Annotated in this window: 36 protein-coding genes; 4 read left to right on the top strand and 32 right to left on the bottom strand. The window is 48.2% G+C overall.

The genetic code is table 11. The annotated features are described in order from the left end of the window. Positions 1–7: 7 nt before the first annotated feature. The 7 genes from CWO84_RS03415 to CWO84_RS03445 all read right to left on the bottom strand — a co-directional run bounded on the left by CWO84_RS03415 (position 8) and on the right by CWO84_RS03445 (position 9,193). Positions 8–1,081 (bottom strand): transketolase C-terminal domain-containing protein, encoded by a 1,074-nt coding sequence (locus CWO84_RS03415; protein ID WP_033157195.1) that lies wholly within the window; start codon positions 1,079–1,081, stop codon positions 8–10. Continuing rightward, a complete protein-coding gene (locus tag CWO84_RS03420; RefSeq protein WP_051670078.1) occupies positions 1,074–2,102 on the bottom strand; it encodes a thiamine pyrophosphate-dependent dehydrogenase E1 component subunit alpha in 1,029 nt (342 codons plus the stop codon). Before CWO84_RS03420 ends, CWO84_RS03415 begins: the two co-directional genes overlap by 8 nt. Then, on the bottom strand, positions 2,099–3,619 hold the full coding sequence (locus tag CWO84_RS03425; RefSeq protein ID WP_033157196.1) for a PfkB family carbohydrate kinase: 1,521 nt from the start codon (positions 3,617–3,619) through the stop codon (positions 2,099–2,101). The genes CWO84_RS03420 and CWO84_RS03425 overlap by 4 nt, the downstream gene beginning before the upstream one ends. A gap of 4 nt (positions 3,620–3,623) precedes the next feature. Then, positions 3,624–4,187, bottom strand: a complete 564-nt coding sequence (locus tag CWO84_RS03430) for an SIS domain-containing protein (protein WP_033157197.1) — start codon at positions 4,185–4,187, stop codon at positions 3,624–3,626. 10 nt (positions 4,188–4,197) lie between these two features. Continuing rightward, positions 4,198–5,184, bottom strand: coding sequence for an SDR family oxidoreductase (locus tag CWO84_RS03435; protein ID WP_033157198.1), 987 nt, complete (start codon positions 5,182–5,184; stop codon positions 4,198–4,200). A 9-nt stretch (positions 5,185–5,193) separates the two neighbouring features. Further along, positions 5,194–6,294, bottom strand: coding sequence for a radical SAM protein (locus CWO84_RS03440; protein ID WP_033157253.1), 1,101 nt, complete (start codon positions 6,292–6,294; stop codon positions 5,194–5,196). A gap of 130 nt (positions 6,295–6,424) precedes the next feature. Further along, the gene (locus CWO84_RS03445; protein WP_033157199.1) at positions 6,425–9,193 is read right to left on the bottom strand and encodes an Hsp70 family protein; all 2,769 of its coding nucleotides are present in this window, start codon (positions 9,191–9,193) and stop codon (positions 6,425–6,427) included. 362 nt (positions 9,194–9,555) lie between these two features. Between CWO84_RS03445 and CWO84_RS03450 the strand changes: the two genes are divergently transcribed. Further along, a complete protein-coding gene (locus CWO84_RS03450; protein ID WP_101051801.1) occupies positions 9,556–10,479 on the top strand; it encodes a matrixin family metalloprotease in 924 nt (307 codons plus the stop codon). A 69-nt stretch (positions 10,480–10,548) separates the two neighbouring features. Here CWO84_RS03450 and CWO84_RS03455 read toward each other — a convergent pair whose 3' ends face one another. Together CWO84_RS03455 and surE are read right to left on the bottom strand one after the other, a co-directional pair. Beyond that, positions 10,549–11,211 carry a protein-L-isoaspartate(D-aspartate) O-methyltransferase gene (locus tag CWO84_RS03455; RefSeq protein WP_101051802.1) on the bottom strand — a complete coding sequence of 221 codons (663 nt, stop codon included), beginning with the start codon at positions 11,209–11,211 and terminating at the stop codon, positions 10,549–10,551. Continuing rightward, positions 11,208–11,963, bottom strand: coding sequence for a 5'/3'-nucleotidase SurE (surE, locus tag CWO84_RS03460; RefSeq protein ID WP_033157202.1), 756 nt, complete (start codon positions 11,961–11,963; stop codon positions 11,208–11,210). The genes CWO84_RS03455 and surE overlap by 4 nt, the downstream gene beginning before the upstream one ends. A gap of 64 nt (positions 11,964–12,027) precedes the next feature. On the opposite strand from surE, the gene CWO84_RS03465 reads away from it, so the two are divergent. Beyond that, positions 12,028–12,597: a Smr/MutS family protein gene (locus tag CWO84_RS03465; protein ID WP_101051803.1), complete on the top strand. Its 570-nt coding sequence runs from the start codon at positions 12,028–12,030 to the stop codon at positions 12,595–12,597. 7 nt (positions 12,598–12,604) lie between these two features. Here CWO84_RS03465 and CWO84_RS24105 read toward each other — a convergent pair whose 3' ends face one another. Then, on the bottom strand, positions 12,605–12,856 hold the full coding sequence (locus tag CWO84_RS24105) for a hypothetical protein (RefSeq protein WP_133120641.1): 252 nt from the start codon (positions 12,854–12,856) through the stop codon (positions 12,605–12,607). Here CWO84_RS24105 and CWO84_RS03470 point away from each other — a divergent pair. Both CWO84_RS03470 and CWO84_RS03475 read left to right on the top strand, forming a co-directional pair. Further along, positions 12,843–13,877 carry a glyceraldehyde 3-phosphate dehydrogenase NAD-binding domain-containing protein gene (locus CWO84_RS03470; RefSeq protein ID WP_101051804.1) on the top strand — a complete coding sequence of 345 codons (1,035 nt, stop codon included), beginning with the start codon at positions 12,843–12,845 and terminating at the stop codon, positions 13,875–13,877. The genes CWO84_RS24105 and CWO84_RS03470 overlap by 14 nt on opposite strands. A gap of 57 nt (positions 13,878–13,934) precedes the next feature. Next, complete coding sequence (locus CWO84_RS03475; protein ID WP_101051805.1) at positions 13,935–14,513, top strand: DNA-deoxyinosine glycosylase; 579 nt, start codon at positions 13,935–13,937, stop codon at positions 14,511–14,513. 90 nt (positions 14,514–14,603) lie between these two features. On the opposite strand, the gene rplQ is transcribed toward CWO84_RS03475, so the two are convergent. The 22 genes from rplQ to rplV all read right to left on the bottom strand — a co-directional run bounded on the left by rplQ (position 14,604) and on the right by rplV (position 24,950). Next, positions 14,604–14,984, bottom strand: a complete 381-nt coding sequence (rplQ, locus tag CWO84_RS03480) for a 50S ribosomal protein L17 (protein WP_033157205.1) — start codon at positions 14,982–14,984, stop codon at positions 14,604–14,606. An 18-nt stretch (positions 14,985–15,002) separates the two neighbouring features. Further along, entirely contained in the window at positions 15,003–16,013 is a 1,011-nt protein-coding gene (rpoA, locus tag CWO84_RS03485) for a DNA-directed RNA polymerase subunit alpha (RefSeq protein WP_033157206.1), read from the bottom strand. Positions 16,014–16,036: 23 nt separating this feature from the next. Further along, positions 16,037–16,657, bottom strand: a complete 621-nt coding sequence (gene rpsD, locus CWO84_RS03490; RefSeq protein ID WP_033157207.1) for a 30S ribosomal protein S4 — start codon at positions 16,655–16,657, stop codon at positions 16,037–16,039. A gap of 18 nt (positions 16,658–16,675) precedes the next feature. Continuing rightward, complete coding sequence (gene rpsK / locus CWO84_RS03495; RefSeq protein WP_020484822.1) at positions 16,676–17,062, bottom strand: 30S ribosomal protein S11; 387 nt, start codon at positions 17,060–17,062, stop codon at positions 16,676–16,678. A gap of 23 nt (positions 17,063–17,085) precedes the next feature. Next, positions 17,086–17,442, bottom strand: coding sequence for a 30S ribosomal protein S13 (gene rpsM, locus CWO84_RS03500; RefSeq protein WP_020484821.1), 357 nt, complete (start codon positions 17,440–17,442; stop codon positions 17,086–17,088). Positions 17,443–17,518: 76 nt separating this feature from the next. Then, positions 17,519–17,632: a 50S ribosomal protein L36 gene (gene rpmJ, locus CWO84_RS03505; protein WP_081607976.1), complete on the bottom strand. Its 114-nt coding sequence runs from the start codon at positions 17,630–17,632 to the stop codon at positions 17,519–17,521. An 18-nt stretch (positions 17,633–17,650) separates the two neighbouring features. Further along, positions 17,651–18,976, bottom strand: coding sequence for a preprotein translocase subunit SecY (secY, locus tag CWO84_RS03510; protein ID WP_033157208.1), 1,326 nt, complete (start codon positions 18,974–18,976; stop codon positions 17,651–17,653). Further along, positions 18,977–19,411, bottom strand: a complete 435-nt coding sequence (rplO, locus tag CWO84_RS03515; protein WP_033157209.1) for a 50S ribosomal protein L15 — start codon at positions 19,409–19,411, stop codon at positions 18,977–18,979. Further along, a complete protein-coding gene (gene rpmD, locus CWO84_RS03520; RefSeq protein WP_020484818.1) occupies positions 19,411–19,596 on the bottom strand; it encodes a 50S ribosomal protein L30 in 186 nt (61 codons plus the stop codon). The genes rplO and rpmD overlap by 1 nt, the downstream gene beginning before the upstream one ends. A gap of 6 nt (positions 19,597–19,602) precedes the next feature. After that, on the bottom strand, positions 19,603–20,109 hold the full coding sequence (gene rpsE / locus CWO84_RS03525; RefSeq protein ID WP_020484817.1) for a 30S ribosomal protein S5: 507 nt from the start codon (positions 20,107–20,109) through the stop codon (positions 19,603–19,605). 9 nt (positions 20,110–20,118) lie between these two features. Continuing rightward, entirely contained in the window at positions 20,119–20,475 is a 357-nt protein-coding gene (rplR, locus tag CWO84_RS03530; protein WP_269468522.1) for a 50S ribosomal protein L18, read from the bottom strand. A gap of 5 nt (positions 20,476–20,480) precedes the next feature. Beyond that, positions 20,481–21,014 (bottom strand): 50S ribosomal protein L6, encoded by a 534-nt coding sequence (gene rplF / locus CWO84_RS03535; RefSeq protein WP_033157211.1) that lies wholly within the window; start codon positions 21,012–21,014, stop codon positions 20,481–20,483. A 15-nt stretch (positions 21,015–21,029) separates the two neighbouring features. Next, on the bottom strand, positions 21,030–21,425 hold the full coding sequence (gene rpsH, locus CWO84_RS03540; protein ID WP_033157212.1) for a 30S ribosomal protein S8: 396 nt from the start codon (positions 21,423–21,425) through the stop codon (positions 21,030–21,032). 28 nt (positions 21,426–21,453) lie between these two features. Further along, positions 21,454–21,759, bottom strand: coding sequence for a 30S ribosomal protein S14 (rpsN, locus tag CWO84_RS03545; protein ID WP_033157213.1), 306 nt, complete (start codon positions 21,757–21,759; stop codon positions 21,454–21,456). Between the two features lie 11 nt (positions 21,760–21,770). Beyond that, a complete protein-coding gene (rplE, locus tag CWO84_RS03550) occupies positions 21,771–22,310 on the bottom strand; it encodes a 50S ribosomal protein L5 (RefSeq protein ID WP_033157214.1) in 540 nt (179 codons plus the stop codon). 12 nt (positions 22,311–22,322) lie between these two features. After that, complete coding sequence (gene rplX, locus CWO84_RS03555; RefSeq protein ID WP_033157215.1) at positions 22,323–22,640, bottom strand: 50S ribosomal protein L24; 318 nt, start codon at positions 22,638–22,640, stop codon at positions 22,323–22,325. A 10-nt stretch (positions 22,641–22,650) separates the two neighbouring features. Further along, entirely contained in the window at positions 22,651–23,019 is a 369-nt protein-coding gene (gene rplN, locus CWO84_RS03560) for a 50S ribosomal protein L14 (RefSeq protein ID WP_013820378.1), read from the bottom strand. A gap of 27 nt (positions 23,020–23,046) precedes the next feature. Beyond that, positions 23,047–23,310 carry a 30S ribosomal protein S17 gene (gene rpsQ, locus CWO84_RS03565; RefSeq protein ID WP_033157216.1) on the bottom strand — a complete coding sequence of 88 codons (264 nt, stop codon included), beginning with the start codon at positions 23,308–23,310 and terminating at the stop codon, positions 23,047–23,049. Positions 23,311–23,312: 2 nt separating this feature from the next. Next, positions 23,313–23,504 (bottom strand): 50S ribosomal protein L29, encoded by a 192-nt coding sequence (gene rpmC / locus CWO84_RS03570; RefSeq protein WP_033157217.1) that lies wholly within the window; start codon positions 23,502–23,504, stop codon positions 23,313–23,315. Beyond that, positions 23,504–23,917: a 50S ribosomal protein L16 gene (rplP, locus tag CWO84_RS03575; RefSeq protein WP_033157218.1), complete on the bottom strand. Its 414-nt coding sequence runs from the start codon at positions 23,915–23,917 to the stop codon at positions 23,504–23,506. Before rplP ends, rpmC begins: the two co-directional genes overlap by 1 nt. 19 nt (positions 23,918–23,936) lie before the next feature. Continuing rightward, positions 23,937–24,608, bottom strand: coding sequence for a 30S ribosomal protein S3 (rpsC, locus tag CWO84_RS03580; protein WP_033157219.1), 672 nt, complete (start codon positions 24,606–24,608; stop codon positions 23,937–23,939). Positions 24,609–24,617: 9 nt separating this feature from the next. Continuing rightward, entirely contained in the window at positions 24,618–24,950 is a 333-nt protein-coding gene (gene rplV, locus CWO84_RS03585; protein WP_033157220.1) for a 50S ribosomal protein L22, read from the bottom strand. Positions 24,951–24,955: the final 5 nt, after the last annotated feature.

The following is a 24,955-nucleotide window of genomic DNA, read 5'->3' on the forward strand; positions in this document are numbered from 1 at the left end:
CAATGCGTTAAAACGGGCCGACGAAGCTGCGGTCGGGTTGATCTTTGGGCAAGTCGGACTGCAAAGCGCCGATTACCGAGGCTGTTAATTCTGATCGACCCACCATGTCCAACACGGCACAGGCGATCTGCTCGGCGCCAGGATAGTACTCGTTGGCGACAAAATGCGAGGTCGGCACCGGATGGTTGGGATAAGCAATCAAGCGCGGCGCTTGTTGTAAACCATGTCCATGGGCCAACACCAGTTTGGATAGCAACTGATGACCAATTGACGCCATTTCCGGCGCGCAATCCGCTACTAGCAATTTGCCGCCGGTTTTTGCCAGCGATCCGGCAACGCTATCCACATCCAAGCTGCTGACGCAACGCATATCCAAGACTTCGGCGTCGACACCATACCTTGCCAATACCGTGGCGGCTTTCAAGGCTTCTATGCTCATGTGCGAGAATGCTGCCAAGGTAATATCGGTGCCTTGCCGCAGCAAAGCCGCGCCGGACAACCCGGCCGCCGGACGAAGTTTGTCGACCTCACCTTGGACATGGTGTAACCAGCGGTGTTCGATAAACAGCACCGGATTGTTATCGGCAATCGCCTCCAGCATAAAATGGTAGGCATCGCCAGCCGTGGTCGGCATCACCACTTTCAAGCCCGGCACTTGCGCAAACATGGCTTGCAGACTTTGCGAATGTTGCGGCCCCTGCCCCCAACCGCGACCAATGATGACGCGAATTACCAACGGCACTTTTTGTTGGCCGTCAAACATGTAATGCCACTTGGCGGCGTTATTGATCAACTGATCGACCGACAGCAAGGCAAAATCGATACGCTGATGTACCAGCACCGGCCGCATGCCGGCCAAGGCTGCGCCGATACAAATACCAGTCATGCCGTTTTCCGCCAACGGCATATCCAATACCCGCTCCGCGCCGTATTTCTCCCGTAAACCCTGGGTTGTGGCAAAGATGGTCTTCGGGTCCGGCACACCTTCACCAATCAGCAACATTTCCGGATATTGGGCCAAAGCATCGTCCAAAGCCTCGCGGATTGCCTCACCATAAGTCATCGTCTCTACTTCACGCATACAGATGTTGCCTCATGCTATCGACAGTCGGACGTGTGCCTTGCAAAGCCCAAGCAAAAGCTTGTTCAATTTCCTCGGCCAAGCGGGTTTCCATTTGCGTTAGTTCGGCATCATCACTCAACTGCGCGTCAAGCAAGGCCTGCCGGGTTTGCAGTAGCGGGCAGCGCAATTTCCACTCGGCCAATTCACCGGGGCGGCGATAGCCTAAGTCGTCATCTTCATTAGGTCCGCAATGCTCCGGCCAGCGGTGAGTATGCAATTCCAAAAACTGCGGGCCCAAGCCATTCCTAGTGTTGCCAACCGCTATTCGCGCCAGTTCATATACTTCATCGACCCGATTACCGTCGCCGCTAACCGCGTTTAAGCCGTGGGCGGCGGCTATTTTATAAATATCGCGTTTGGGTTGGCGTTCTGCCAACGGTGTCATCACCGAGTATTGGTTGTTCTCGCAGACAAACAGCAACGGTAGCTTTTTTAATACCGCAAAATTCATCGTTTCGTGCATCACGCCTTCTTCAAAACAGCCATCGCCGAAGAAAATCACCACGACGTTGGTCGCTTCCGGCATCCTGCCTCTCGCGACACTGGCACATCCCTGTGCGGCGCCGGATTTTTTCATCTGCTCGGCCCAGGCATAACCGGCGGCTAATGGCACGGTGCCGCCGACGATAGGCGTGGACGCAACAAACCCGGCTTCCAGGTCGGTCAAATGCATCGACCCACCCCGGCCGCCGCAGCAGCCTTCGGCATAGCCGTACAACTCCGCCAGCAGGCGCGGCAAATCACCGCCTTTAGCCAAATAATGGCCGTGGCCGCGATGATTGCTGAACACCTTGTCCTGGTTGGTCAAATGTGCACAGACCCCGACAGCAATAGCTTCTTCGCCGATGCAAAGATGGGTGGGACAACGCATTTGCTGTTCGGCATAGCGCCGGGCAATCGCTTCCTCGACTCGGCGGATGCGCAACATTTGATAATACAGCTGCTTCAAATCGGCAGGCGTAAGGTTCATGTCTGTCATTTCAACAAGGTAGTGATGTATTTGAATAAAGCCACTGCCCGCACCGGTTCGCGGTTACATACAATCTGCACATCCAGTGCGGCCGCGGCGCTACCGGCGAACAAGGCTTGCTCCGGTGACAAGCCGCCGCCCAAACACAAGCCGGCCACAGACAGAAAGGCATCGCCGGCACCGATGCGATCCACCACTTTGGAGGACAACGCGGGAATCTTGTAAGCCGTTTTGGTTTGATCCAGCATCAACGCGCCTTTAGTACCGCGGGTGATGGCGATGTGCTGGGCACTTAATTTGTCGGCCAACTGGCCGGCCAATTCCTCAATGGCAGCACCTCTATCGTGGCTCGCCAACCGCAATTCCGGTTCGTTTAACGACAAGAAGTCTGCGTTCGGATACCGCGTGATCAAGTGGTACCCCCGATTGCCGCTGTTAACCTGCGCATTCACCGCCAGATATTTAGCGCCTTTGGACAAGGCCGCGACCATTTGATTGGAGATAAAGCCGTTGCCGAAATCCGGTACGATCACCACATCGTAATCGCGCAAATGTTTGTCCAGCCAAGCCACGATCTTGCGATTGGTGTCCTCCGGCAACGGCGCATCGTTATAAAAATACACTTCAAATAACTTGGCGATGTCGGCATCGACATAGCGTCGCTTCACAATCGTCGGCCGATCCTGACTGAAGAAGAACACCGGATCAATCGCCGGGTTCAAATTGGTACGAATAAAATCTTCGTGGCTTTTCGTGGCGCCCAGGCCCGAAAGCAACGTGACATTATGGGCAAATTCCGCTACGTGATTCGCCACCGCGATAGCGCCGCCGGCAAAGCGTTCGTAATCATTGTATTTCACTGAAAACACGTTGCCTTTGCCTGTTTGGCCCAAGGGGGAGGTGTAATGGTATTCGTCGACTATCGCTTCGCCGACCACCAGTACATTCAAACCGCTTAAGGCCTTGAGTTTGTCGATAATCTCGTTGGCGCCGACCGTTTCCTTGAACTGATCCAGGTACGCTGAGATTTCCGGGGAGAACACCTCAAAATACTCGTTCAATAAGCGCGTTGAGCTGGACGTCAATTCGTCGGTAAAGTAAATCCTGCCGCCGTGCCGTTCCACGGCGTCTTTTTCGTGCTGGATATTGCCGGTCAGATCGTCGCTGGTACTTTTGTAATCGCTACCCTTCACATATAAATCAGGCTTCACCTGATCCAATACTTCCACGGCGGTAATCGCATGGTTGATCGCCACACTATCGACGCAAGCCAGTGCCGCAATGTTTTCGGCGCGCAAATATTGATTAAACACCGGCCGACCGGGGCCTTTATTGACATATTCGTCGGCGGTGACGCTAACCAATAATGCATCTGCCTGCCTTGCTCCGCTTTGCAAATGACGGATATGGCCAATGTGCAGTAAATCAAAAGTCCCATGGCATAAAGCCACGGTTTTGCCTTGCGCTTTCAGTTCGGCGGCACGCTGCGCCAGTTGTTCGATGGAGACAATTTTTTCCGTGGACATGAGCTTATTTCCTGAGCAGATGATCGGTAATATGGTGCAACACGAAGAGATGCCCCAACTCGACCATGCCGTAATGACTGCTGTCCAGCCAGCAATTCCAGCGCCCCAGTTTACGGAGCGGATTGTCGGACTTAAAGCCACTTAGCGTCATGACCGGCAAGCCTTTGGCGTTGGCAGCTTGTACCGCGTTGACGATATTCAAGGATTGGCCGGAACTGCTGATTGCGATCAATAAATCGTCCGGATTCGCAAACGCGGTAATTTGTTTGGCAAAGGCCTGCTCGTAACCGAAGTCGTTAGTAAAACACGTCAAGGGCGCGGCTTCGTGTAAGGTCAAGGCGCACAAGCCGCCAACATTCCGCAAGTCGGTAATCACATGACTGGCAATCGCCGCGCTGCCACCGTTGCCCAGCACCATGATCTTAGCCTGCTGGTCGCGGACTCTGGCAAACTCGGCAAGCAATTGCTGTATCACCGATTCGCCGTCCAGGGTTTGGCCCTGCGCGTCTGTAAATACGCTGCTGTTCAGCAAAGTCGCAAAATCCGCTGCCGCTTGTCCGATAGCCATGGGCTCCTCCCTATTTGTCCAGGTACTTAAACCAGCCCGCAGTAGCGTCAGCGATAGAAGCCGAAGTCCACAGCGGGGCGTTTTGCCAGTAATCGATGCGCGCCAGCATATTGGCCACACCCTGCTCGAAACTAACTTGCGGCCGCCAGCCAAGTTTTGTCTTGATATTACGGGTGTCGGCAAAGGTGCAATCGGGCTCGCCGGGCCGCTTGGGAATGTATTCGATCGCACCGCCCAATAATCCCACCAGTTGATTGACACTGTAGGTGCCGCCGCTACCGACATTCATGATCTCGCCACAAAGTTCCGATTCGGCAGCGGCGATAAAGGCTTTGGCCACATCCGTGACGTAGGTAAAGTCGCGGGTCTGGGTGCCGTCGCCGACCACGGTAAAGGGTTTACCATTAATCTTTTGCGCTAGAAACACCCCGAACACCGCGCCGTAAGCGCCCGTGGTACGAGCATGTGGGCCGTAGACGTTGAATAAGCGCAGCGACACTGCAGGCAAGTCATAGAGCTGTGCCCAGTGCATCACCAGTTCCTCACCCAAGTATTTAGTCAAAGCGTAAGGATACTGTGGCTGAACGGGCGCAGATTCCGGTGTCGGAAATTGATCTGGGATACCGTAGCAGGATGACGACGCCGCGTAGACAAATCGCTTGATACCGGCGGCGCGGGCCGCTTCCAATACATTGAATGTACCGCTGACATTGGTCTCGTAATACGCGCGCGGCTGCTCGATGGAGGGTACGATGTCGGCTAGACCGGCCAAGTGAAAAACCCAGTCAATACCTGCGAACAAAGGTGCGATGGTTTCGGCGTCGCGAATATCGGCCTGATGAAACTCAAAACGCTCCTGGCCGAGCAAATCGGCAATCGTTTCTTTACGGCCGCCAACCAGACTATCGATCACGCTGACCTGATGGCCTTGTTGCCATAACTCCCGGCTCAAATGACTGCCGATGAATCCCGCACCGCCGGTAACCAATACTTTCATGCGTTCGTCCTAGATAAAGTTGATATGGGCCGGCTGGTTGGCCGTGAGTTTGTCCAAATATTGATTAACCGATTCCATCCGACAATTTTTGCGGCATTGGCTAATATCCAAGTCCTGGGTGATGTACTGCCAGTTCTGCCGGCGTTTCTCGCCTTCCCAGATGGCTTGGAAAGACTGCTGATGGATATTGCCGTAAGCAAAGCGTTGATCGGTGAGATAGGCACTGCAACCGTACACTTCTCCGTCAGCCATGATATAGCCCCAAAAATAAGGCGTGGCGTGGCAGGTTTTGTAACGCTCGGTTTCCGACTGGCTGTAGTTCTTCATGGTCTGTTCGCGAAATACCACGTTAAAGCCATCGGCGTTGAATTGGGCCAGTTCCTCGGCCATTCCCAGTAGATTGTCGTATCGCAAGGCTTCGTAGCGGCGGGTTTCGCTGAATAGATGTTGGGAATACGGCTTGACGACCAGATAATCCAAACCGATTTCGCGGCAGATTTTTGCCAGGGTGGTTACTTCATGTTGATTTTCCGGCAACAATAAAATTTGTGCTCCCAGAGCGCAGGATAATTGCCGGGTTTTTTTATGGTCGACCGCACGACGCAGATTGTTCAGCACCAAGTCAAAATCGGACGCCTTGGTTTGATGAATGGCCGCGTAATTTTCGGCACTACCGGCATTTAGCGATACTTTAATCCAAGACACCAGCGGCAAGGATTGCTCGACAAAACGCTGGTTCATCAAGGTGCCGTTGGTAGTGAAAGACACATCGATACCGGCGTCGAAAGTCCATTTGACAATGTCATTAATCTCCTTGTGCAACATAGGCTCGCCTTCACCGGCGTACATGATGCTTTTCACACCAAGCCTACCCATCTCAGCCAAACGCTCCGCCAAAATTTTGACATCCAGACGCTGCGCTTTATATCCGATGTAATCCACTGCGCAAAACGTGCAGCGGTGATTGCAGGCACCTACCGGAGAGACCTCCATGTAGATAGGATACACGGCTTTCGCTTGCTGCCAATCGTGCCTGCCGTCCAACCACTGTGCCACTCGCTGCGGGTGATACACCAGTTTATGACTGTCTATGCCGTATTTGTCTGCCATGTTTTTGTCGTTTAATGTGCTTTCGGAGTGAAAAACCGCTATTGAACCGGATAAAGCGATTTCTATGCCAATAACCGGTTCAGGTAACGTGCCGCTGTTGATTGTTATATCGGCATCACAAAGCTTAGCATTAAACAATTAGTTTCAAGCCCGGCGGCAGCGCTTCGCCGAAGACTTGCTTTTCCTGTTGTTCATCCAGTTGTTTGAATTCGGCAACCATGTCTACCCACGACACAGGGGATTTAGCTTGTTTGAGCTTGTCGATCACCTGCGCTCGCAGGCTATCGTCGATATCCCGAGCCCGGTCGTCGCAGCGTCTAGCCAACAAGGTGGCGGCAAAGGCGGCCTGGGTTAGCTTTTTCCAATCAGCTTTCAATAGCTGTTTCAGCCAGATTTCGGCAGTCTCCGCTGGAATGACCTGATGATTGTTGCCGTGAAACAGAATCCGCCCGCCGATACGTCCGACCGCCCACCAACTCTGTTCAGGCTCTCCGGCTTTTTCCAGGCGCTTTAACAGCCAATTGCCCAATTGAATTTTATCGACAAGGTTCAACCGCTCTAGTGCCGCCGCCAGTCGCACCATATCTTCGTAACCTCGTGTAGCCAGTTGCTTGCCGACACCCGGCTGGCGCGCGGCAGCCGGATTGATGAATTTGGCGATGTCGTTAAAGATGCGTTGCTGGGCATCGGCATTCAAGCCGCCGGCAACGCGCCGCCATAAGGTCCACCATTCGGCCCAGTTTTGTTTTTCGTTAACGAACTGCAGCCCTTCCGAATACAGCTTCCAGAGTTGCTCTACCCGCCAATCGTCGAGCGGATAACCAAAGCCTGGGCGCAAGCAAAAACCGGCTAGACTTAACCAGAGGCGTTCGTGCTGTTCGCTCCTCCGCCGATATTTACTGCCTTCCAATAAGGCCGTAAACAACTCGCGCAACAACGGGGTTTGCCAGGCGCCTCGCGGTGCCGCAAGAACGTTTTCCAGATCGGCGCGCAAGGTTTTTACCGCTTGTGGATCGACTTGTTTGGATTTGGCTCCGAATACGGCCTGGACTTTCTCCAGCGCTTGCGGCAATTGACTAGGTAATTCGGCATTGACGGCTGTTTGGGCTTTTTTGCGAATTTGAAACTCTACATCCCAACGCTGGTTGGAGTCTGCCACCGCTACGCACTGCAATTGCAAAGTACCGACTTCGGTATATGTCGCCAGTAATTGCACCGCCACTTCGGTTTTCAGTTGGCCTTCGAACGCCACTGCCAACGGCGGCAGACTGTGGAAGCGCTCGTCATCCAGCTCGACTATTGCGCCGGGCTGGTAAGTTCCGTCTCCGCTGCTCGACAACAAATGAAAACGTACCGGTTGGCCCACCCGGAGAGCGAATTGCCGATCACTTAACAAAATCTCATGACCTTCCTCGCTTCCTTTCGGCAGGATACAAACGCCATGCCCCCCAGGCTTACCATCACCACTTTTGGCCGCGGCATCAACCAGCAGAAAATAACTACGGGCGGCGCCACCGCCGATTTTCAACTTCTTGTCTCGGCGGGCAACCGCATAACTGACCGCGCCGTAAGCCACCGCCAATTCCGGATGGCTGTTATCCAGCAATAAGGGGGGGTGCCCGCCGCGCCAACCGGCTAATAAATCGATTAAGCGTTGCACCATGGCCGGACTGCGAAACACGCCGCCGTTCAGTAATAAGGCGTCGGGGACTATTTGATGCTCTGTGCCCGTTCCACTGAACGCCATTTGCGCAGCCTGGGCATGCATTTGCAAAAAGGCGGCAATATGCTTACTGATAGCCGGCTCCGCCGCGTAAGGCAAGCCAAACTCCACTACGCCGCTACGCTTCCTATCCGGTAGGTCTTGCAAACCGGACATGGGTAAAAAGCCATCCAATGCAATTTGCTTAACCTCTTCTTTGCTCAGCGACGTACTTTTTGTGCCGCCAATCAACCTGGAGCCGCCACCCAACAAGGTTATGGCAACCTGCTCGGGCGCGTCGTCGGCTAATAGCTGTTCCTTGGCGATCCGGCATTGCTCCAGCAATTGCGATAAATCGGCAGTCGAGAGTTTTTTATCGCCGGTTCGCAAGCGGCTTTCCGCTAAATGCGCCAGAGCCAGATCGATATTGTCGCCCCCCAACATCAAGTGGTCGCCGACACCTATGCGCGTCAGCTTAGGCTCGTCAACCCCCTGCTCAATCTTGATCAAGGTCAAATCGGTAGTACCACCACCGACATCGCAAACCAGCAATAAGCGCCTATCGGCCAGACTGGATTTGATGGTACCGGCATGCCGGCGCAGCCAGTCGTAACAAACCGCTTGCGGCTCTTCCAGCAATCTTACACCGCTCAAGCCGGCCATCTTGGCCGCTTCCAATGTTAAGGAGCGCGCGGACTCGTCAAAGGAGGCCGGCACCGTAATCACCACTTCCTGAAGCGCAAGTGGTGCTTTGGGAAAACGGTGCTCCCAAACGGCGCAGACATGTCGCAAATAACTAGCACTGGCTTCCAGCGGCGAGATTTTAAATACCGATTCGTCACTACCCCAGGGCAAAATGGCCGCGCTGTGATCGACCGAAGTGTGCGACAACCAGCTTTTAGCGCTGGTAACCAATCGACCTTGCGACTTTGCACCCAGCAAGCGCGCTGCTTCACCAAGCACAGCGCCTTTTTCCTGAGTCAAAAATCCGGCTTCTTCCGTTATTTCGCCTGGCGCGGGATGGTATCGCACCGACGGCAATAGTGGCTTGGCACTCACTTCGCCTGGCGCGATCAACTGAGAAATTTCGAACAAGTGAATAGCTTTAGCAGGGTCGCCTATATCGGAGTAAGCGACCACCGTATGGGTGGTACCTAGATCGATTCCGACCGAATAAGTAGCAGTGTAGTTTTTCAAAAGGACTTAGTATGTTTATTCTAATTATGTAGGGCAGCCTGACAAGTATTCAAGCAGGCGCGCGCGAGCGCCTATTTTAGTCGGCTTTCTGATCGAACACTCTCGTTTTTCTAGATAGCACTATCCAAGCCGTGGTTGCCGGGTGAAATAAATTTCCACAAACAACAATCTTTCGATGTGTTTCGAATAAAATGCTTGCGCGCCTAATGTTTGCGATGTTACTTTCCGCCTACGGCAACCATCAGTGCATTGCATTACTGAATGCGCCCACCGAGAACAAGATCTAGCGCTGTAAAGTAGTCGAGTCTGAATCAAGACCAGGCACCGCAGCAATTATTAACCAACTTGAACGAGTTAAATTCATGCTTATTAAACCTTCCGCATTAGCCGGCGTCGTGTTGCTGGCCGCCAGCCAATCAACAGAGGCAGTCGTCATCAATTTCGACTACACCTACGACGGCGGCTTTTTCTCCGGCAGCAACGCAAGTAGACGAGACATCCTGGATGCCGCAGGCGGGTTTTTGGGAGGTATCTTAACCGACAGCTTGACTGCGATTACATCCGGCGGCATCAATAATTTCAGCGCGGTATTTCAACGTCCTGATACCGGCGCCAGCACGACTCTGAGCAATTTCAGCGTGGCAGCCGACACACTGACAGTGTTTGTTGGCGGACAAGCCATGGGAGCAGGCAACCTGGGTTACGGCGGCTATGGCGGTTACAACGTCAGTGGCACCCAAGATTTTTTGACCAACGCAGCACAACGTGGACAGTCAAATACGACCGGCCCGTCAGCAACTGATTTTGCGCCATGGGGTGGTCAATTGACCTTCAGCAGTTCGGCAAACTGGTATTTCGACACGGATCTTTCTACCACCGAGACATTTACCGGTAATGATTTTTATTCGGTGGCACTGCATGAGTTAGGCCACTTATTGGGCCTAGGCAGTTCGGACTCGTGGGATAATCAAGCCACTGGCTCCGGCTTTACCGGTGCCAATGCGGTAGCGGCTTATGGCGGCAATGTACCACTGGAGGGCGATAAGGTTCATTGGTTAGAGGGCACCAAAAGCACGGTAAACGGAATTGAGCAAGAAGCCGCCATGGACCCTACTTTGCGCGTCGGCACGCGCAAAGTATTTACGCAACTCGACCTCGCCGCGCTGAAAGATGTGGGCTGGCAAGTTTCGGTAACCGCAGTGCCGGTTCCTTCCGCCGTTTGGTTATTCGGCCCTGCTTTATTGGGTTTTATTGCCAGCAAACGTAAGCAGCTTCTGAATTTCTAGCCAATTCACCACTGTCGCGCCGGACACGCCAATTGGCTAATAAAACCGGCGCGATAAAACGATTAAAATTTATTGACTGACGCCGGATAAAAACGGGACAAAACTGACCCGCTCTATTACTTCATCCTCAAAGCCGTGCTCGGTGCGGGTTACCCGATGTAATTCCTGCATCCCTTCCAGCCCGACCGGAATCACCATCACGCCCCCCACAGCCATTTGCTCAAGTAAGGCTTCCGGAATTTCCGCCGGCGCGGCTGCAGCTAAAATCCCATCATATGGCGCGTGCTCCGGCCAGCCCCAGCCACCATCGCTATGCTTAAAACCCACAGTCTTGATACCCAACTCCCATAGGGTATCCCGGGCTTTTTTCATTAACGGCGCAATCCGTTCCACCGAATAAACTTGCGCTACCAGCTTCGACAATATTGCGGTTTGGTAGCCGCAACCCGTACCAATTTCCAGTACTTTGAGCAGCGGACCTTTTTCCAATAGCAATTCCGTCATTTTGGCGACGATATACGGCTGCGATATAGTTTGATTGTGGCCGATAGGTAAGGCAGTATCCTCATAAGCACGACTCTCCAAAGCTTCGTCGACAAAAATATGCCTAGGTGTGTCAGACATTACCGCCAGGACTTTACTGTTATAGATGCCTTGCTCGCGCAGCCGAGAAATCATCCGCTCCCTGGTCCGCCGAGAAGTCATGCCTATACCCTGGATGCGTCTACTCATACGAGCGCCTCCATTGCCAGCCATTCGCTCAATCCCTCTAATCGTTCATATCGCGTTAAATCCAACTGTAACGGCGTTACGGACACGTATCCGTTTCTTATCGCATCAAAATCGGTACCTGGCCCGGCGTCTTGTTCGCTGCCGGGCGGTCCCACCCAGTAAATAACCTGCCCCCGCGGATCATGGGAACGTATTACTGGTTCCGCTTTGTGTCGCTGCCCGAGTCGGGTAGATTGATAACCTTTTAATTCAGCAATCGGTAAATCAGGCACGTTGACGTTTAACAAAGTGTCTTCCGGCAAGGGATGAGCGAGGATTTTTTGCATTATTGTCACAGCCACATGTGCCGCCGTATCGAAATGTTTAGGGTCGCTGGATGCTAAAGAGATAGCCACCGCAGGCAGCCCAAGAAAACGCCCTTCGGTAGCCGCAGCCACGGTGCCAGAATAAAGCACATCGTCGCCAAGATTGGCGCCATGATTGATACCGGCGAATACCATATCCGGTTCGTTCGCCAATAATCCTGTAATCGCCAGATGAACGCAATCCGTCGGCGTACCATCCACCCTGACAAAACCGTTTTCACATTGAGTGGCGCGCAAAGGCATATCCAGGGTTAAAGAATTGCTTGCGGCACTCCGGTTTTTATCTGGCGCCACTACTGATACGTTGGCGTGTTGACGCAGAGCTTCGGCCAATGTGTTGATGCCTTGCGCTAAATAACCGTCGTCGTTGCTGATTAGTATGTGCATACTGCCGTGAAACGCTTTAAAATTCACGCATAGTAGCAAAAAAAGCGCAAAACCAGCAGCTTACGTGACAAAAAAAACCACTTCCGCAGACGATGTCCTCTTGTTTCGAAACTCGATCGGCAAAGTCCAGACCATAGACACCAATACCGTTATTCTTAAGCCTGATAAGAAACCGCGGCCAATACCTTCATTTAAGCCACTCGAGCAGGTTGATCCGTTACAAAAAGATGTTGAGGGTAGCTTGGAGACCCTGTTCCAAGAAGACAAGATCGCCTTCCTGGTGCCAGGCATGCAAAAAAGCGTCATCAAAAAACTTCGGAAGGGATATTACGGCCTGGATGCCGATATAGATTTACATGGCTTAAGTAGCCGAGATGCACAACAGCAACTATTACGATTTTTACACTATTGCGTTGAAGACGGTTATCGCTGCGTACAAATCATTCACGGCAAGGGGTACAACTCTACGGACAATCAACCCGTTTTAAAAAATGATATAAACCTTTGGCTACGCCAACATAAAGATGTCCTGGCGTTTTGCTCTGCGCCCCCTAGGTCTGGCGGCACAGGCGCCTTATTTGTGCTATTACGCTTATCAGAAAAATTTGTTACATCTGAAGACGAGCCTCAATAACCCCCTTTTAGGCCAATCCCAAATCTATGGCCTCTACCCAAACAAACGCAACCCCGTTCGTTATATTTTGCTTTGCCTTGACTTGTCCGGCTTGTTGCTCTAGTTTTTCAGCATTGCTGCTCCTTATCATGAAAATAATAACGAAACCAACGCCATGACCACAAATCAACACCAGCGGCCTCTCCAAACCACAGGAGAAATTGGCGTTTCTACGCAAAGCACTATCGAAGCGGGGATTTTCAACAATGAGCCTTAACATTGGGATCGTGGGTTTAGGCAGAATTGGTCGCGGGGTATTAAGAGGAAATTTCGCACAAGAAAAAGGCGGCAGATTCGATATACGTGTAGTCTGTGACGTAATGGCTATCGATCACGTTGCTTACCTATTAGCAAACGATAGCACCTATGGCCGCCCCCCATTTAATGTAGATTGCGATGGCGACGATTTAATCATAGACGGCAAAAGAGTTCGCTATCAGAAGGTAGACCGGCGCCGTAGTTCGCCCGATGACGGCAGCTGGGAAGTATTGCGCCAATTTGATCTTGATGTATTATTTGACGCCACGGGCACCGCCACGATCCATGATTTCCGCTCATTGATAACGCAGGAAGTCGCTAAAAAAATCCTTTGCACTTGGAATGTCAGCGGTTGCGATATCAGTGTGGTATTCGGAGTAAATCATTCGGCGTACGATCCATTACACCATGACGTCATCTCTGCCAGTACCTGCACGGGTAATGCTCTGGTTCCTATCTGTCATGTACTTGATAAGCACATTGGCATCAATTTCGCCCGAGCCATCACTATCCATCCGCAACTTTCAGATCAACGTGTATTGGATGGTTATCACGCATCATCCCAACTTGGCCGTGGGTGCGCGTCTTCCATTATCCCAACCAGCACGAACGTAGGTAAATCCACGACATTGGTATTACCAAGACTGGAAGGCAAATTGGACGCTATGTCCTACAGAGTGCCAACTGCAATTGTCTCAGTTATTGATTTAACAGCCACTCTTTCTAGGAAAACGTCACTAGAAGAATGTGTAGAACTGTTTGAAGACTACGCCAACAAGCAATTAGCAGGAATTATTCATTGTGACTATGGCGCATGGGGCCATCAAAAGGCTAGCATCGACTATATGGAAACCCAATATTCCTCAATATTGTTGATGCATCATCTGACTGTCAGCCAAGGCCACCATCTCGGCCTATCTTTAATGCATGACAATGAGCATGCATATTGCTGCCGAGTATTAGACGTATTGGGCATTTTATAAAACTAGTGCCCGCAAGTTTACCGAACACTCAATGAAACCCGATCACATTCTGGCAGAATGAACCGAATAACAAGCTTCTCAGCGGCCTCTTCACCGGATGCAACAGTTTTGATTCTGGGCAGCATCCCTGGAAAAGCATCACTGGAGGCTAATCGATATTACGCGCATCCACAGAATCAATTTTGGCCTATCATAACCGAACTTCTGGAACTCAATCCTAGTAGCTCATACTTAGCGAGAATAGAATCAATCAAATTAGCCGGCATTGCACTATGGGATGTAGTTAAGTCATGCCATCGGCACAACAGCAGTCTCGATGCAAAAATAGACAAAAACAGTATTGTTACGAATGATTTTCCAGGATTTTTCCTAAACCACCCCTATATTACGCATATATTCTTTAATGGCTTAACTGCAGAAAAAACCTTTCAAAAGCATGTTCAACCTTATATATGCACAGATCGGTTTACGTACCACCGATTACCCTCTACAAGCCCGGCGCATGCAGCGATGGCTTTTCAACAAAAGCTGGACAGTTGGCGCATATTAACCACAGCAATAGCAGAAGCCACTTACAGCAAAACAATAGAGACTTCAAAAACAAACCAAACAAGCAGACCAAGAAATATATTCTAGGAATATAAATTAACGCTGAACATTACACAAACAAAAACGGCAGAGAAGCCGTCTAGCTAATCTGCCGCTACAAGCCCAATATTAAGGCATTTATTCTTCAGTTTGTACAGGCTCTGGCCTATCTACCAACTCGACGTAAGCCATAGGTGCGTCATCACCAGGCCGAAATCCGCACTTAATAATCCTCAAATACCCACCGTTTCTGGATTGATACCTTGGACCAAGCTCGTTAAATAATTTCGTCACAACATCTCTATCACGCAACTTAGAGAACGCCTGACGACGTTTCGCGACAGAGTCGTTTTTAGATAATGTAATCAAAGGCTCGGCGATCACGCGCAACTCTTTTGCTTTTGGTAACGTAGTCTTGATTAACTCGTGTCTAAACAAAGAGCAAGCCATGTTGCTAAATAGCGCTTTTCTGTGGCTACTATTTTTATTTAACTGTCTTCCAGATTTACGGTGTCTCATTTTTCAAATGCCTTATATTCAAATTCCAGCTTGCGATTGATCAGCCAGATTTTCAGGTGGCCAGTTTTCCAAGCGCATACCCAATGACAGACCTTTAATTGCAAGAATATCTTTAATTTCCGTTAACGACTTCTTACCCAGATTAGGTGTCCTCAACAACTCCACTTCGGTCCGCTGAATCAGATCGCCGATATAGAAAATGTTTTCCGCCTTTAGGCAGTTGGCAGAACGAACCGTCAACTCCAAATCATCTACAGGACGTAGCAAGACTGGATCGAACGACTCTTCCTCAATTGCCACCTCCTCATGTATCTGTTCGTTAACTTTTTCAAAATCTACGAACACAGATAACTGGTCATGAAGAATCGAAGCGGCCAATTTGATCGCCTGCTCAGGATCAACCGTACCATTTGTCTCCAATTCTATAACGAGCCTATCCAGATTAGTGCGTTGCTCGACACGAGTGCTTTCTACATGATAAGCGACCTTTACTATAGGACTAAACGCGGCATCGACCATTAACACACCGACCGGCGCGTCGTCATTCATCTCTTTCCTCAGACTGGCAGGAACATAACCCCGACCTCTCTCGACCTTAATCTTGATGTTGAGTGAGCAGTCTTGATTGTTGATGTTTGCGATTATCAGATCCGGGTTTACTAACTCCACATTATGGGGTAGTTCAATATCCCGAGCAGTTACGACACCAACACCCGATTTAGCCAGCGTGAGAGTCACTTCATCCTTAGAATGAACGACGACAGCAAGTTTCTTAAGGTTCAGTATGATGTCTATGACATCTTCTTGAACACCTTCTATCGTGGTGAATTCATGCAACACGCCTTCGATAGAAATTTCTGTAACTGCGCAACCTGGAATTGAAGACAGCATGACCCGCCTCAAAGCATTGCCTAAAGAATGCCCGAAGCCGCGCTCCAGAGGCTCGATAACGATTCTCGAGTGGTTGGCCGATTCGTTAATCACCTCGACAAGTCTAGGCTTAAGTAGGCCAACAATAGAACTCTGCATAATTTAAATCCTGGACTTATTTATTACTTAGAATAAAGCTCAACAACCAGCTGCTCGTTGATGTCAGAGCCTAAATCCACGCGATCAGGCACAGACTTGAATGTTCCACTCATCTCTTTGGAATTAACTTCTACCCAAACTGGAAAGCCATACTGCTCGGCAACAACCAGCGAGTCTTTAATACGTTGTTGGCTCTTAGCTTTTTCTCTAACCTTAATTACATCGCCTGCAGCGACTTGGTATGAAGGTATATTAATTAACCTATCGTTTACCAAAATCGCTTTGTGAGATACCAACTGCCTTGCTTCCGCCCGGGTAGCAGCGTAGCCCATACGGTAAACGACGTTGTCCAATCGAGACTCTAAAAAATCAAGCAAATTTTGACCAGTAGCGCCTTTTTGTAGGTCAGCAGCTTTGTAATAGTTCCGGAATTGCTTTTCCAAAACCCCGTATATGCGGCGCAAGCGCTGTTTGGCGCGGAGCTGCATAGCATAATCAGAATTCCTTGTACGCTTAGCGCCATGTTGACCAGGTCTTTGTTCTAATTTACATTTGCTTTCCAGAGATTTACCTCTGCTTTTCAAAAATAAATCAGTACCTTCCCTACGACTCAGCTTGCAAGCAGGACCAAGATATCTTGCCATTAAATTTACTCCACTATCCTAAACACGACGTTTTTTGGGTGGACGGCAACCATTATGAGGTATGGGAGTAACGTCCACGATATTTGAAATTTTGAACCCCATACTGTTCAAAGAGCGAACAGCAGATTCCCTACCAGGGCCGGGGCCCTTAATCATAACATCCAGATTTTTCATACCGTATTCCTGAGCTACCGCTCCTGCTTTCTCAGCAGCCACCTGCGCTGCGAAAGGTGTGCTTTTGCGTGAGCCACGGAAACCGGATCCACCAGATGTAGCCCAAGATAACGCGTTACCTTTTCTGTCTGTAATAGTAACGATTGTATTGTTAAAGGAAGCGTGGACATGAACGATACCGTCCGCTACTTCTTTCTTAATACGCTTTTTAACTCGATTCTGGGTTGCCATCAAAAATGCCTATCTAGATGTATTTATTTAGTAACTGACTTGCGCGGACCTTTACGAGTCCGAGCATTTGTTCTGGTTCTTTGTCCTCTCAATGGCAAACCACGGCGATGCCTGATACCACGATAACAACCCAGATCCATTAATCTTTTAATATTCATTGAGACTTCTCTGCGAAGATCACCTTCTACAGTCATCGCAGAAATAACCTTACGTATAGATTCAACTTGATCCTCAGAAAGGTCTCGAATCTTGACGGTTGGCTGAACCCCAACTTCATCGCAGATATTTCTAGCAGTTTGTCTGCCAATTCCATAGATAGCAGTCAACGCTATCTCCGCATGCTTATGGTCAGCCACGTTTATACCGGCAATACGAGCCATTCAGATACTCCAAAAACAGTACTATAAGGTTAAACAGGGGATTATATCACCCTGCAAAATAAATCACAAAAACAAGTTAGCCTTGACGCTGTTTGTGTCTGCCATCTTTACAGATAACTCGCACAACGCCGTTTCTTTTAATTACTTTACAACTTTTGCATATGGCTTTTATTGAAGCTCGTACTTTCACGGCAAACTCCTGGAAATTTTAAGATTTTTTCAAATTGGCTTTTTTCATCAAGCCTTCGTATTGCTGCGACATTAAATGCGTCTGCATTTGCGAAATAAAGTCCATCACAACAACCACAATGATAAGCAAAGATGTGCCACCAAAAGAAAAGGGCACATTCCAATAGACGATCAGAAACTCAGGCAACAAACATATCAATGTGATGTAAACAGCACCTATCAAAGTGAGCCGCGTCATTACCTTATCGATATAACTGGTAGTGTGAGCCCCCGGCCTAATTCCAGGCAAATAAGCACCTGATTTCTTAAGGTTTTCCGCGGTTTCCTTTGAATTGAAAACCAGAGCGGTATAAAAGAAACAAAAGAACACAATAGCCAACGCATAGCATAGAACGTACACAGGCTGACCGGGAGAAAGCACCGACGAAATATCCTGAAGCCAAGAAAAGCCATCAACATTCCCGAACCATCCTGCTATTGTCGCGGGAAATAAAATAATGCTTGATGCAAAAATGGGCGGTATAACGCCTGCCATATTCAACTTAAGCGGCAAAAAGGAACTTTGCCCTGAATAGACCTTGTTGCCTTGCTGCCTTTTTGGATAATTAATGGTTATCCGTCTTTGCCCTCTTTCAACAAAAACAACAACACCCGTTACAACTATCGACAAAGCGAACAACACAACAATAAACGCCCCATTCATTTCACCAGTACGTGCAAGCTCTAGGGTTCCGCCAATTGCGGAAGGCAATCCAGATACGATACCGGCAAATATAATTAGCGATATACCATTGCCTATCCCCCTTTCCGTAACCTGCTCCCCAAGCCACATTAAGAATATCGTACCGGTGACTAAAGTAATCGTTGTTATAAGAACGAAACTAATACCAGGCTGGATAACAACAGCTAGACCACCCGCAGTTTGGTTTTGCAAGGCTACCGAGATGCCTATCGATTGAAACATCGCCAAAACGACGGTGCCATAGCGAGTGTACTGAGAAATTTTTCTACGCCCGGACTCACCTTCTTTTTTTAGCTGCTCCATAGCAGGTATGACAATAGTCATAAGCTGCATAATAATAGACGCTGAGATGTATGGCATTATACCCAGCGCAAACAGGCTCAAACGCATCAACGCACCACCCGAAAACATGTTAAACATGTTTAAGATAGAACCCGACTGCTGCTCAAACATTATTGATAACGCTTTTGGATCTATCCCCGGAACGGGGATATGAGCGCCAATTCTGTATACGACAAATGCGCCTAAAACAAACAACAATCTTGACTTGAGCTCACCAAACCGAAATGTGCCTGCAGCAACATCAACTCCTTTAGCACTCACTTAAGCCTCGACTTTGCCACCAGCAGCTTCAATAGTTAACTTTGCACCAGCCGTAACGCCAAGTCCTTTTAAAACCAAAGACCGAGTAACTGTTCCAGTATTCACTACTTTAACTTGTTTTGAAAATACCGGGATAATGTTCTCACTGATCAGTAATTGAATATCTACAACATCAGCCTGAAGAGCATCAATTTCAGCCAAACGAACCTCGGCAGTAAATTTCTTTGTTCTGGAGGTAAAGCCAACCTTTGGAAGTCTACGCTGCAAAGGCATCTGACCGCCCTCAAAGCCCACTTTATGAAACCCCCCGGAACGGGCCTTTTGACCTTTATGACCTCTACCGCAGGTTTTACCATCAGTAGATCCTATACCACGCCCGACGCGCTTTGCCTTTTTTCTGGCGCCGCATGCAGATTGTATTGTGTTCAGATACATTAAACTTCCTCAACCTTTAGCATATATGCGATTTTATTGATCATCCCGCGATTTTCAGGCGTGTCGATAACCTCAACGACCTGCCGGATTCTGCTCAGCCCCAATCCTTTTAAACACTGCTGATGACTTTTTAAGCGGCCATTTTTACTTTTAGTCATCATTACGCTTAATTTTTTGCCACTCATATCGTTTTACCCTGTTATTTGATCAACAGATAAACCGCGCTTCGCTGCGATTTTCTTAGCGTCATGCATTGCGGTTAAACCGTTAATTGTCGCGCGCACAACATTAATCGGGTTACTCGTACCGATACATTTAGCCAGTACATTATGCACTCCGACGACCTCGAATACGGCGCGCATAGCACCGCCGGCAATGATTCCGGTACCTTCTGAAGCCGGTTGCATGTAGACCTTAGCCGCACCAGTGTTAGACATAATTGAATATTGTAGCGTACCTTCTTTCAACGCTACTTTGCGCATGTTCTTTCTAGCCTGCTCAAGCGACTTTTGAATCGCTACAGGCACTTCTCTTGCTTTTGAAACGCCATAACCAACACGCCCGTCGCCGTCACCGACGACCGTAAGCGCAGCAAAACCAAAAACTCGACCGCCTTTAACTACTTTTGCAACACGTCTTACCGAAACCAATTTTTCCTGTAATCCGTCTGTACTACCTTGAGATGGTGCTGTTGCCATGCTATTCCCCTAAAACTTCAAGCCAGCTTCACGTGCAGCGTCGGCTAACGCCTTTACGCGGCCATGATATTTAAAACCAGAGCGGTCAAATGCGACCTCAGTTACACCAGCCGCAATCGCTCTTTCAGCAACGATACGCCCTACCTCAGTAGCAGCTTTAATATTACTTGTATTACTCAAACCCGCCTTTACGTCAGGTTGTAGTGTAGACGCTGCCGCGAGGGTAGCCGTACCATCAACACTGAGAACCTGCGCGTAAATATGCTGGGAAGTTCTATGTATGGTAAGTCTATTTACATTTAATTTTTTGATTTTGCAGCGTAATCTCAACGCTCTTTTTAATCTCGATGACTTCTTATCCATCACTTCACCTATTTCTTTTTGGCTTCTTTTCTAGCCACGTATTCGTCAGCTATTCTCACACCCTTCCCTTTGTAAGGCTCGGGCGGGCGAAAAGCTCTGATTTCAGATGCGACTTGGCCGACTTTCTGCTTATCACTGCTCTTCACATGCAACTCAGTTTGCGTTGGCGCTTCAACGGTAACGCCTTCGGGAATTAAATATTCGACAGGGTTTGAATAACCCAAGGATAGAGTTAAAAGATTGTCTTTAACTTGCGCCCTATAGCCGACCCCAACCAACAACATCTTTTTGACGAATCCCTCGGAGACGCCTTTTACCATATTGTTAATTGACGCCCTAGCTGTACCTGCGTGGGCCTTAGCACCTTTTACACTATCGTCCCATTTGATTCTGATTACGTTAGATTCGATTTCAAGATCAACTGCGTCGCACAGATCAAACGCAAGCCGACCAAGTTTACCGTTAACTATCATTTGCTTGCCGTCAACTCTTACATCAACGCCTGACGGCAAAGTTATAGGCGCATTAGCTACTCTAGACATGATATACCTCTTTAATTAACAGACAGTGCAAATGACTTCGCCGCCGTGCCCTATAGCACGCGCAGCGCGATCAGTCATCACACCATTAGAGGTTGAAACTATGGCTATGCCTAGACCACCTAGCACTTTCGGCAACTCGTCTTTAGACTTGTATATTCTAAGCCCGGGACGGCTAACTCGCTTAACGCTCTCTATAACAGGAACCCCGTTGTAATACTTTAGCTCAACGGTCATTTCTGTATGGCACCCGGTAATTTCGGTTTTAAAGTCAGTAATATATCCCTCTTCTTTCAATACTTTAGCGATAGCCAGCTTTAACTTCGATGAAGGGATTTTTACACTCTTTTTGCCAGCAGATTGACCATTTCTAATTCTGGTTAGCATATCTGCTATTGGATCTGTCATACTCATTTTTCAATTCTCCAAAACTTAAACAGAACTACCAGCTAGCCTTTGATAAACCGGGCACGTCGCCACGCATTGTGGCCTCCCTCAATTTATTTCTACTAAGACCAAATTTTCTGTAGTATCCATGAGGACGCCCTGTCAGATTGCATCTATTACGCAATCTGGACTGACTGGAGTCTCTAGGTAGTTTTTGAAGTTGAACTTGAGCGCTCTCTTTCTCTTCAAAGGAGCTATTCGGAGACCTAATTATCTCTTTTAATTCACTTCTCTTTGCCTGATATTTTTTTATCAAGCCTTCACGCTTTACTTCGCGCGCAATCATTGATTTTTTAGCCATGTCGATACGCCTTAGTTTTTAAATGGAAAATTGAATAATTTCAACAGCGCTAGACCTTCTTCATCTGTTTTAGCGGTTGTTGTGATACAAATATCCATACCACGGAGCGCATCAATCTTGTCATAATCTATTTCAGGGAAAATAATTTGTTCTTTAATCCCCATAGAGTAGTTACCACGACCATCGAAACTCTTGGAACTCATGCCTCTAAAATCGCGTATTCTAGGTATTGAGATCGTAATTAACCTATCCAGAAATTCATACATTTTATCGGCACGTAAAGTAACCTTACAACCGATTGGCATGTCGTCGCGAATCTTAAACCCAGCAATTGATTTTCTAGCCAATGTAATGACTGCCTTTTGTCCTGATATTTTTTCCATATCAGAAACAGCGGACTGCAGGACCTTTTTGTCTGCAATAGCCCCGCCAACGCCCATATTAAGCGTTATTTTGGTGAGCTTAGGGACTTGCATTATTGTTTTGTAGCCAAATTGCTCCTGCAGAGCAGGAACAATTTCGGTTTTATATTTACTTTGTAGTCTAGCCATAGCCTTATTACCTTAGAGACCAACGTTTTCGTTCGTAGATTTAAAAAATCTGACTTTTTTTCCATCATCAAGAATTCTAAAACCCACTCTGTCGCCTTTTTTTGTTTTTGGATTAAATAAAGCAACATTCGAAATGTCAATTGGCATGTTTTTATCAACAATACCACCAGAAACACCGAGATTTGGATTACCTCGCTGATGCTTCTTAACTAAGTTAATACCTTCGACTAATATCTTGTGATCTTCAAGCACCTTACTAACTTTCCCTAGCTTGCCTTTATCTTTTCCAACTATTACGATGACTTCATCGCCTTGCTTAATCTTTTGCATCTTTGGACCTCTACAATACTTCTGGCGCTAGAGAGATAATCTTCATGAATTTATCGCCTCTTAATTCACGAGTAACCGGCCCAAAGATACGAGTACCAATTGGTTGTAGTTGGTTATTTAAAATTACGGCGGCATTACCGTCAAAGCGTATAACCGAACCATCGGCCCTACGAACACCTTTACGAGTTCTTACAACCAAGGCATTATATACATCGCCTTTTTTAACCCTAGTGCGCGGCATTGCGTCTTTGACGCTCACCTTGATGATGTCGCCAATGCCAGCGTAGCGGCGGTGCGAACCTCCAAGGACCTTGATACACATGACCTTTTTTGCGCCACTGTTATCGGCGACGTCAAGGCTAGTTTGCATCTGAATCATTTTTAAAATCCCAACTAAAATTATTGATTATCTATTGGCAGCTTCTAAGACTTCCAACAGCTTGAATGCCTTATTCTTAGAAACAGGACGACACGAGGTAATAGAAACCACATCGCCTTCTTGGCATATATTGTTTTCGTCGTGAACGAGAAGCTTAGTGGATCGCTTTATATACTTTCCGTACACAGGGTGCTTAACCAGGCGCTCTACCAAAACCGAAGCAGTCTTATCCATTTTATTACTAACAACACGACCAGTTACTTTACGTACAGTATCTAGATTTTCGCTCATATCTATACTCTTGCCATTTCACTTAGAATAGTACTAATGCGGGCAATGTCTCGCCTCACCTGCTTAATTTGACTCGACTTGCTAAGCTGTCCAGTTCCCTTTTGCATTCTCAAATTGAACTGTTCGCGAGACAACTCCAAAAGATTGGAATTCAACTCTTCTTTTGTTTTGCTTCTTAAATCTTTCGCTTTCATTACATTATTGTCCGTGTAGAGAACGTAGTTTTCACCGGCAGCTTAGCAGCGGCCAGTTCAAAGGCCTCTCGCGCTAATTCCTCGGAAACACCCTCAATTTCAAACAGCATCGTGCCGGGTTTGATCTGAGCAACCCAGTATTCTACACTACCTTTACCTTTACCCATACGAACTTCTAATGGTTTTTTCGTAATAGGTTTATCTGGAAAAATTCTGATCCAAATTTTCCCACCCCGTTTCACGTGACGACTAATAGCTCTCCTCGCGGCCTCAATTTGCCGGGCGGTCATTCTACCACGGCTAACTGACTTCAAACCATACTCCCCGAAGCTCACTGACGAACCACGCAATGCCGTACCGTTATTTCTACCGGTATGTTGTTTGCGAAATTTTGTTCTTTTTGGCTGAAGCATCTCTTATATACCCCTTCAACTATTTTTTTGAGTCGGCGTTTAATGATGCTGCATGAGCATCCATATCAAATACCTCACCCTTAAATATCCAAACCTTAATACCGATAATTCCGTAAGTGGTTTTCGCTTCAGCTGTTCCGTAATCAATATCAGCCCGCAACGTATGAAGCGGCACACGACCTTCGCGATACCATTCCGTTCTGGCAATTTCAGCTCCATTTAGCCTGCCAGCAACAGTGATTTTTATGCCTTCAGCGCCTAAACGCATGGTGTTCGTCACAGCTCGCTTCATCGCTCGGCGGTACATGATCCGCTTTTCTAACTGTTGAGCTATGCTTTCTGCGACTAAATACGCATCAAGCTCTGGCTTACGAATCTCTTCGACGTTTAATTGGACAGGAACCCCCATCATCGCGGATATGCTCTGCCTTAACACATCGATATCCTCGCCTTTTTTACCTATCACAATCCCAGGACGAGCGGTGTGCACAGTAATATTGGCATTATTCGCAGGGCGATTTATTTGCACCCTGCTAACAGATGCGTGAGCTAACTTTTGTTTGATATATTCTCTAACCTTCAAATCCTGCAATAGAAATACAGGGTAATTCTGGCTATTTGCATACCATCTCGAAGTCCAATCTTTTACTATCCCGAGACGAATCCCAGTGGGATGTACCTTTTGTCCCATTTGCTACCTCTATTTCTCTGCTACTTTAATTGTTATGTGACAAGTTCTTTTTAGGATGTGATTTGCACGTCCTTTCGCCCTTGCGCTAACTCTCTTTAACGTTCTGCCTTCATTAACGAATACAGTCGAAACCTTTAATTCGTCAACGTCCGCACTTTCGTTATGTTCCGCGTTAGCTATTGCCGACTCTAGAACTTTTTTGATTATCGCAGCAGCTTTCTTAGAGCTGAAACTAAGCAAATTCAATGCTTTTTCAACAGGTAACCCGCGTATTTGATCCCCCACAAGCCTTGCTTTTTGCGCAGAAAGAGGAGCATTACTTAATTTAGCCGAAACTTCCACATTCA

Source organism: Methylomonas sp. Kb3 (assembly GCF_002834115.1).
In the GTDB taxonomy this organism is placed as follows: Bacteria; Pseudomonadota; Gammaproteobacteria; order Methylococcales; family Methylomonadaceae; genus Methylomonas; species Methylomonas defluvii.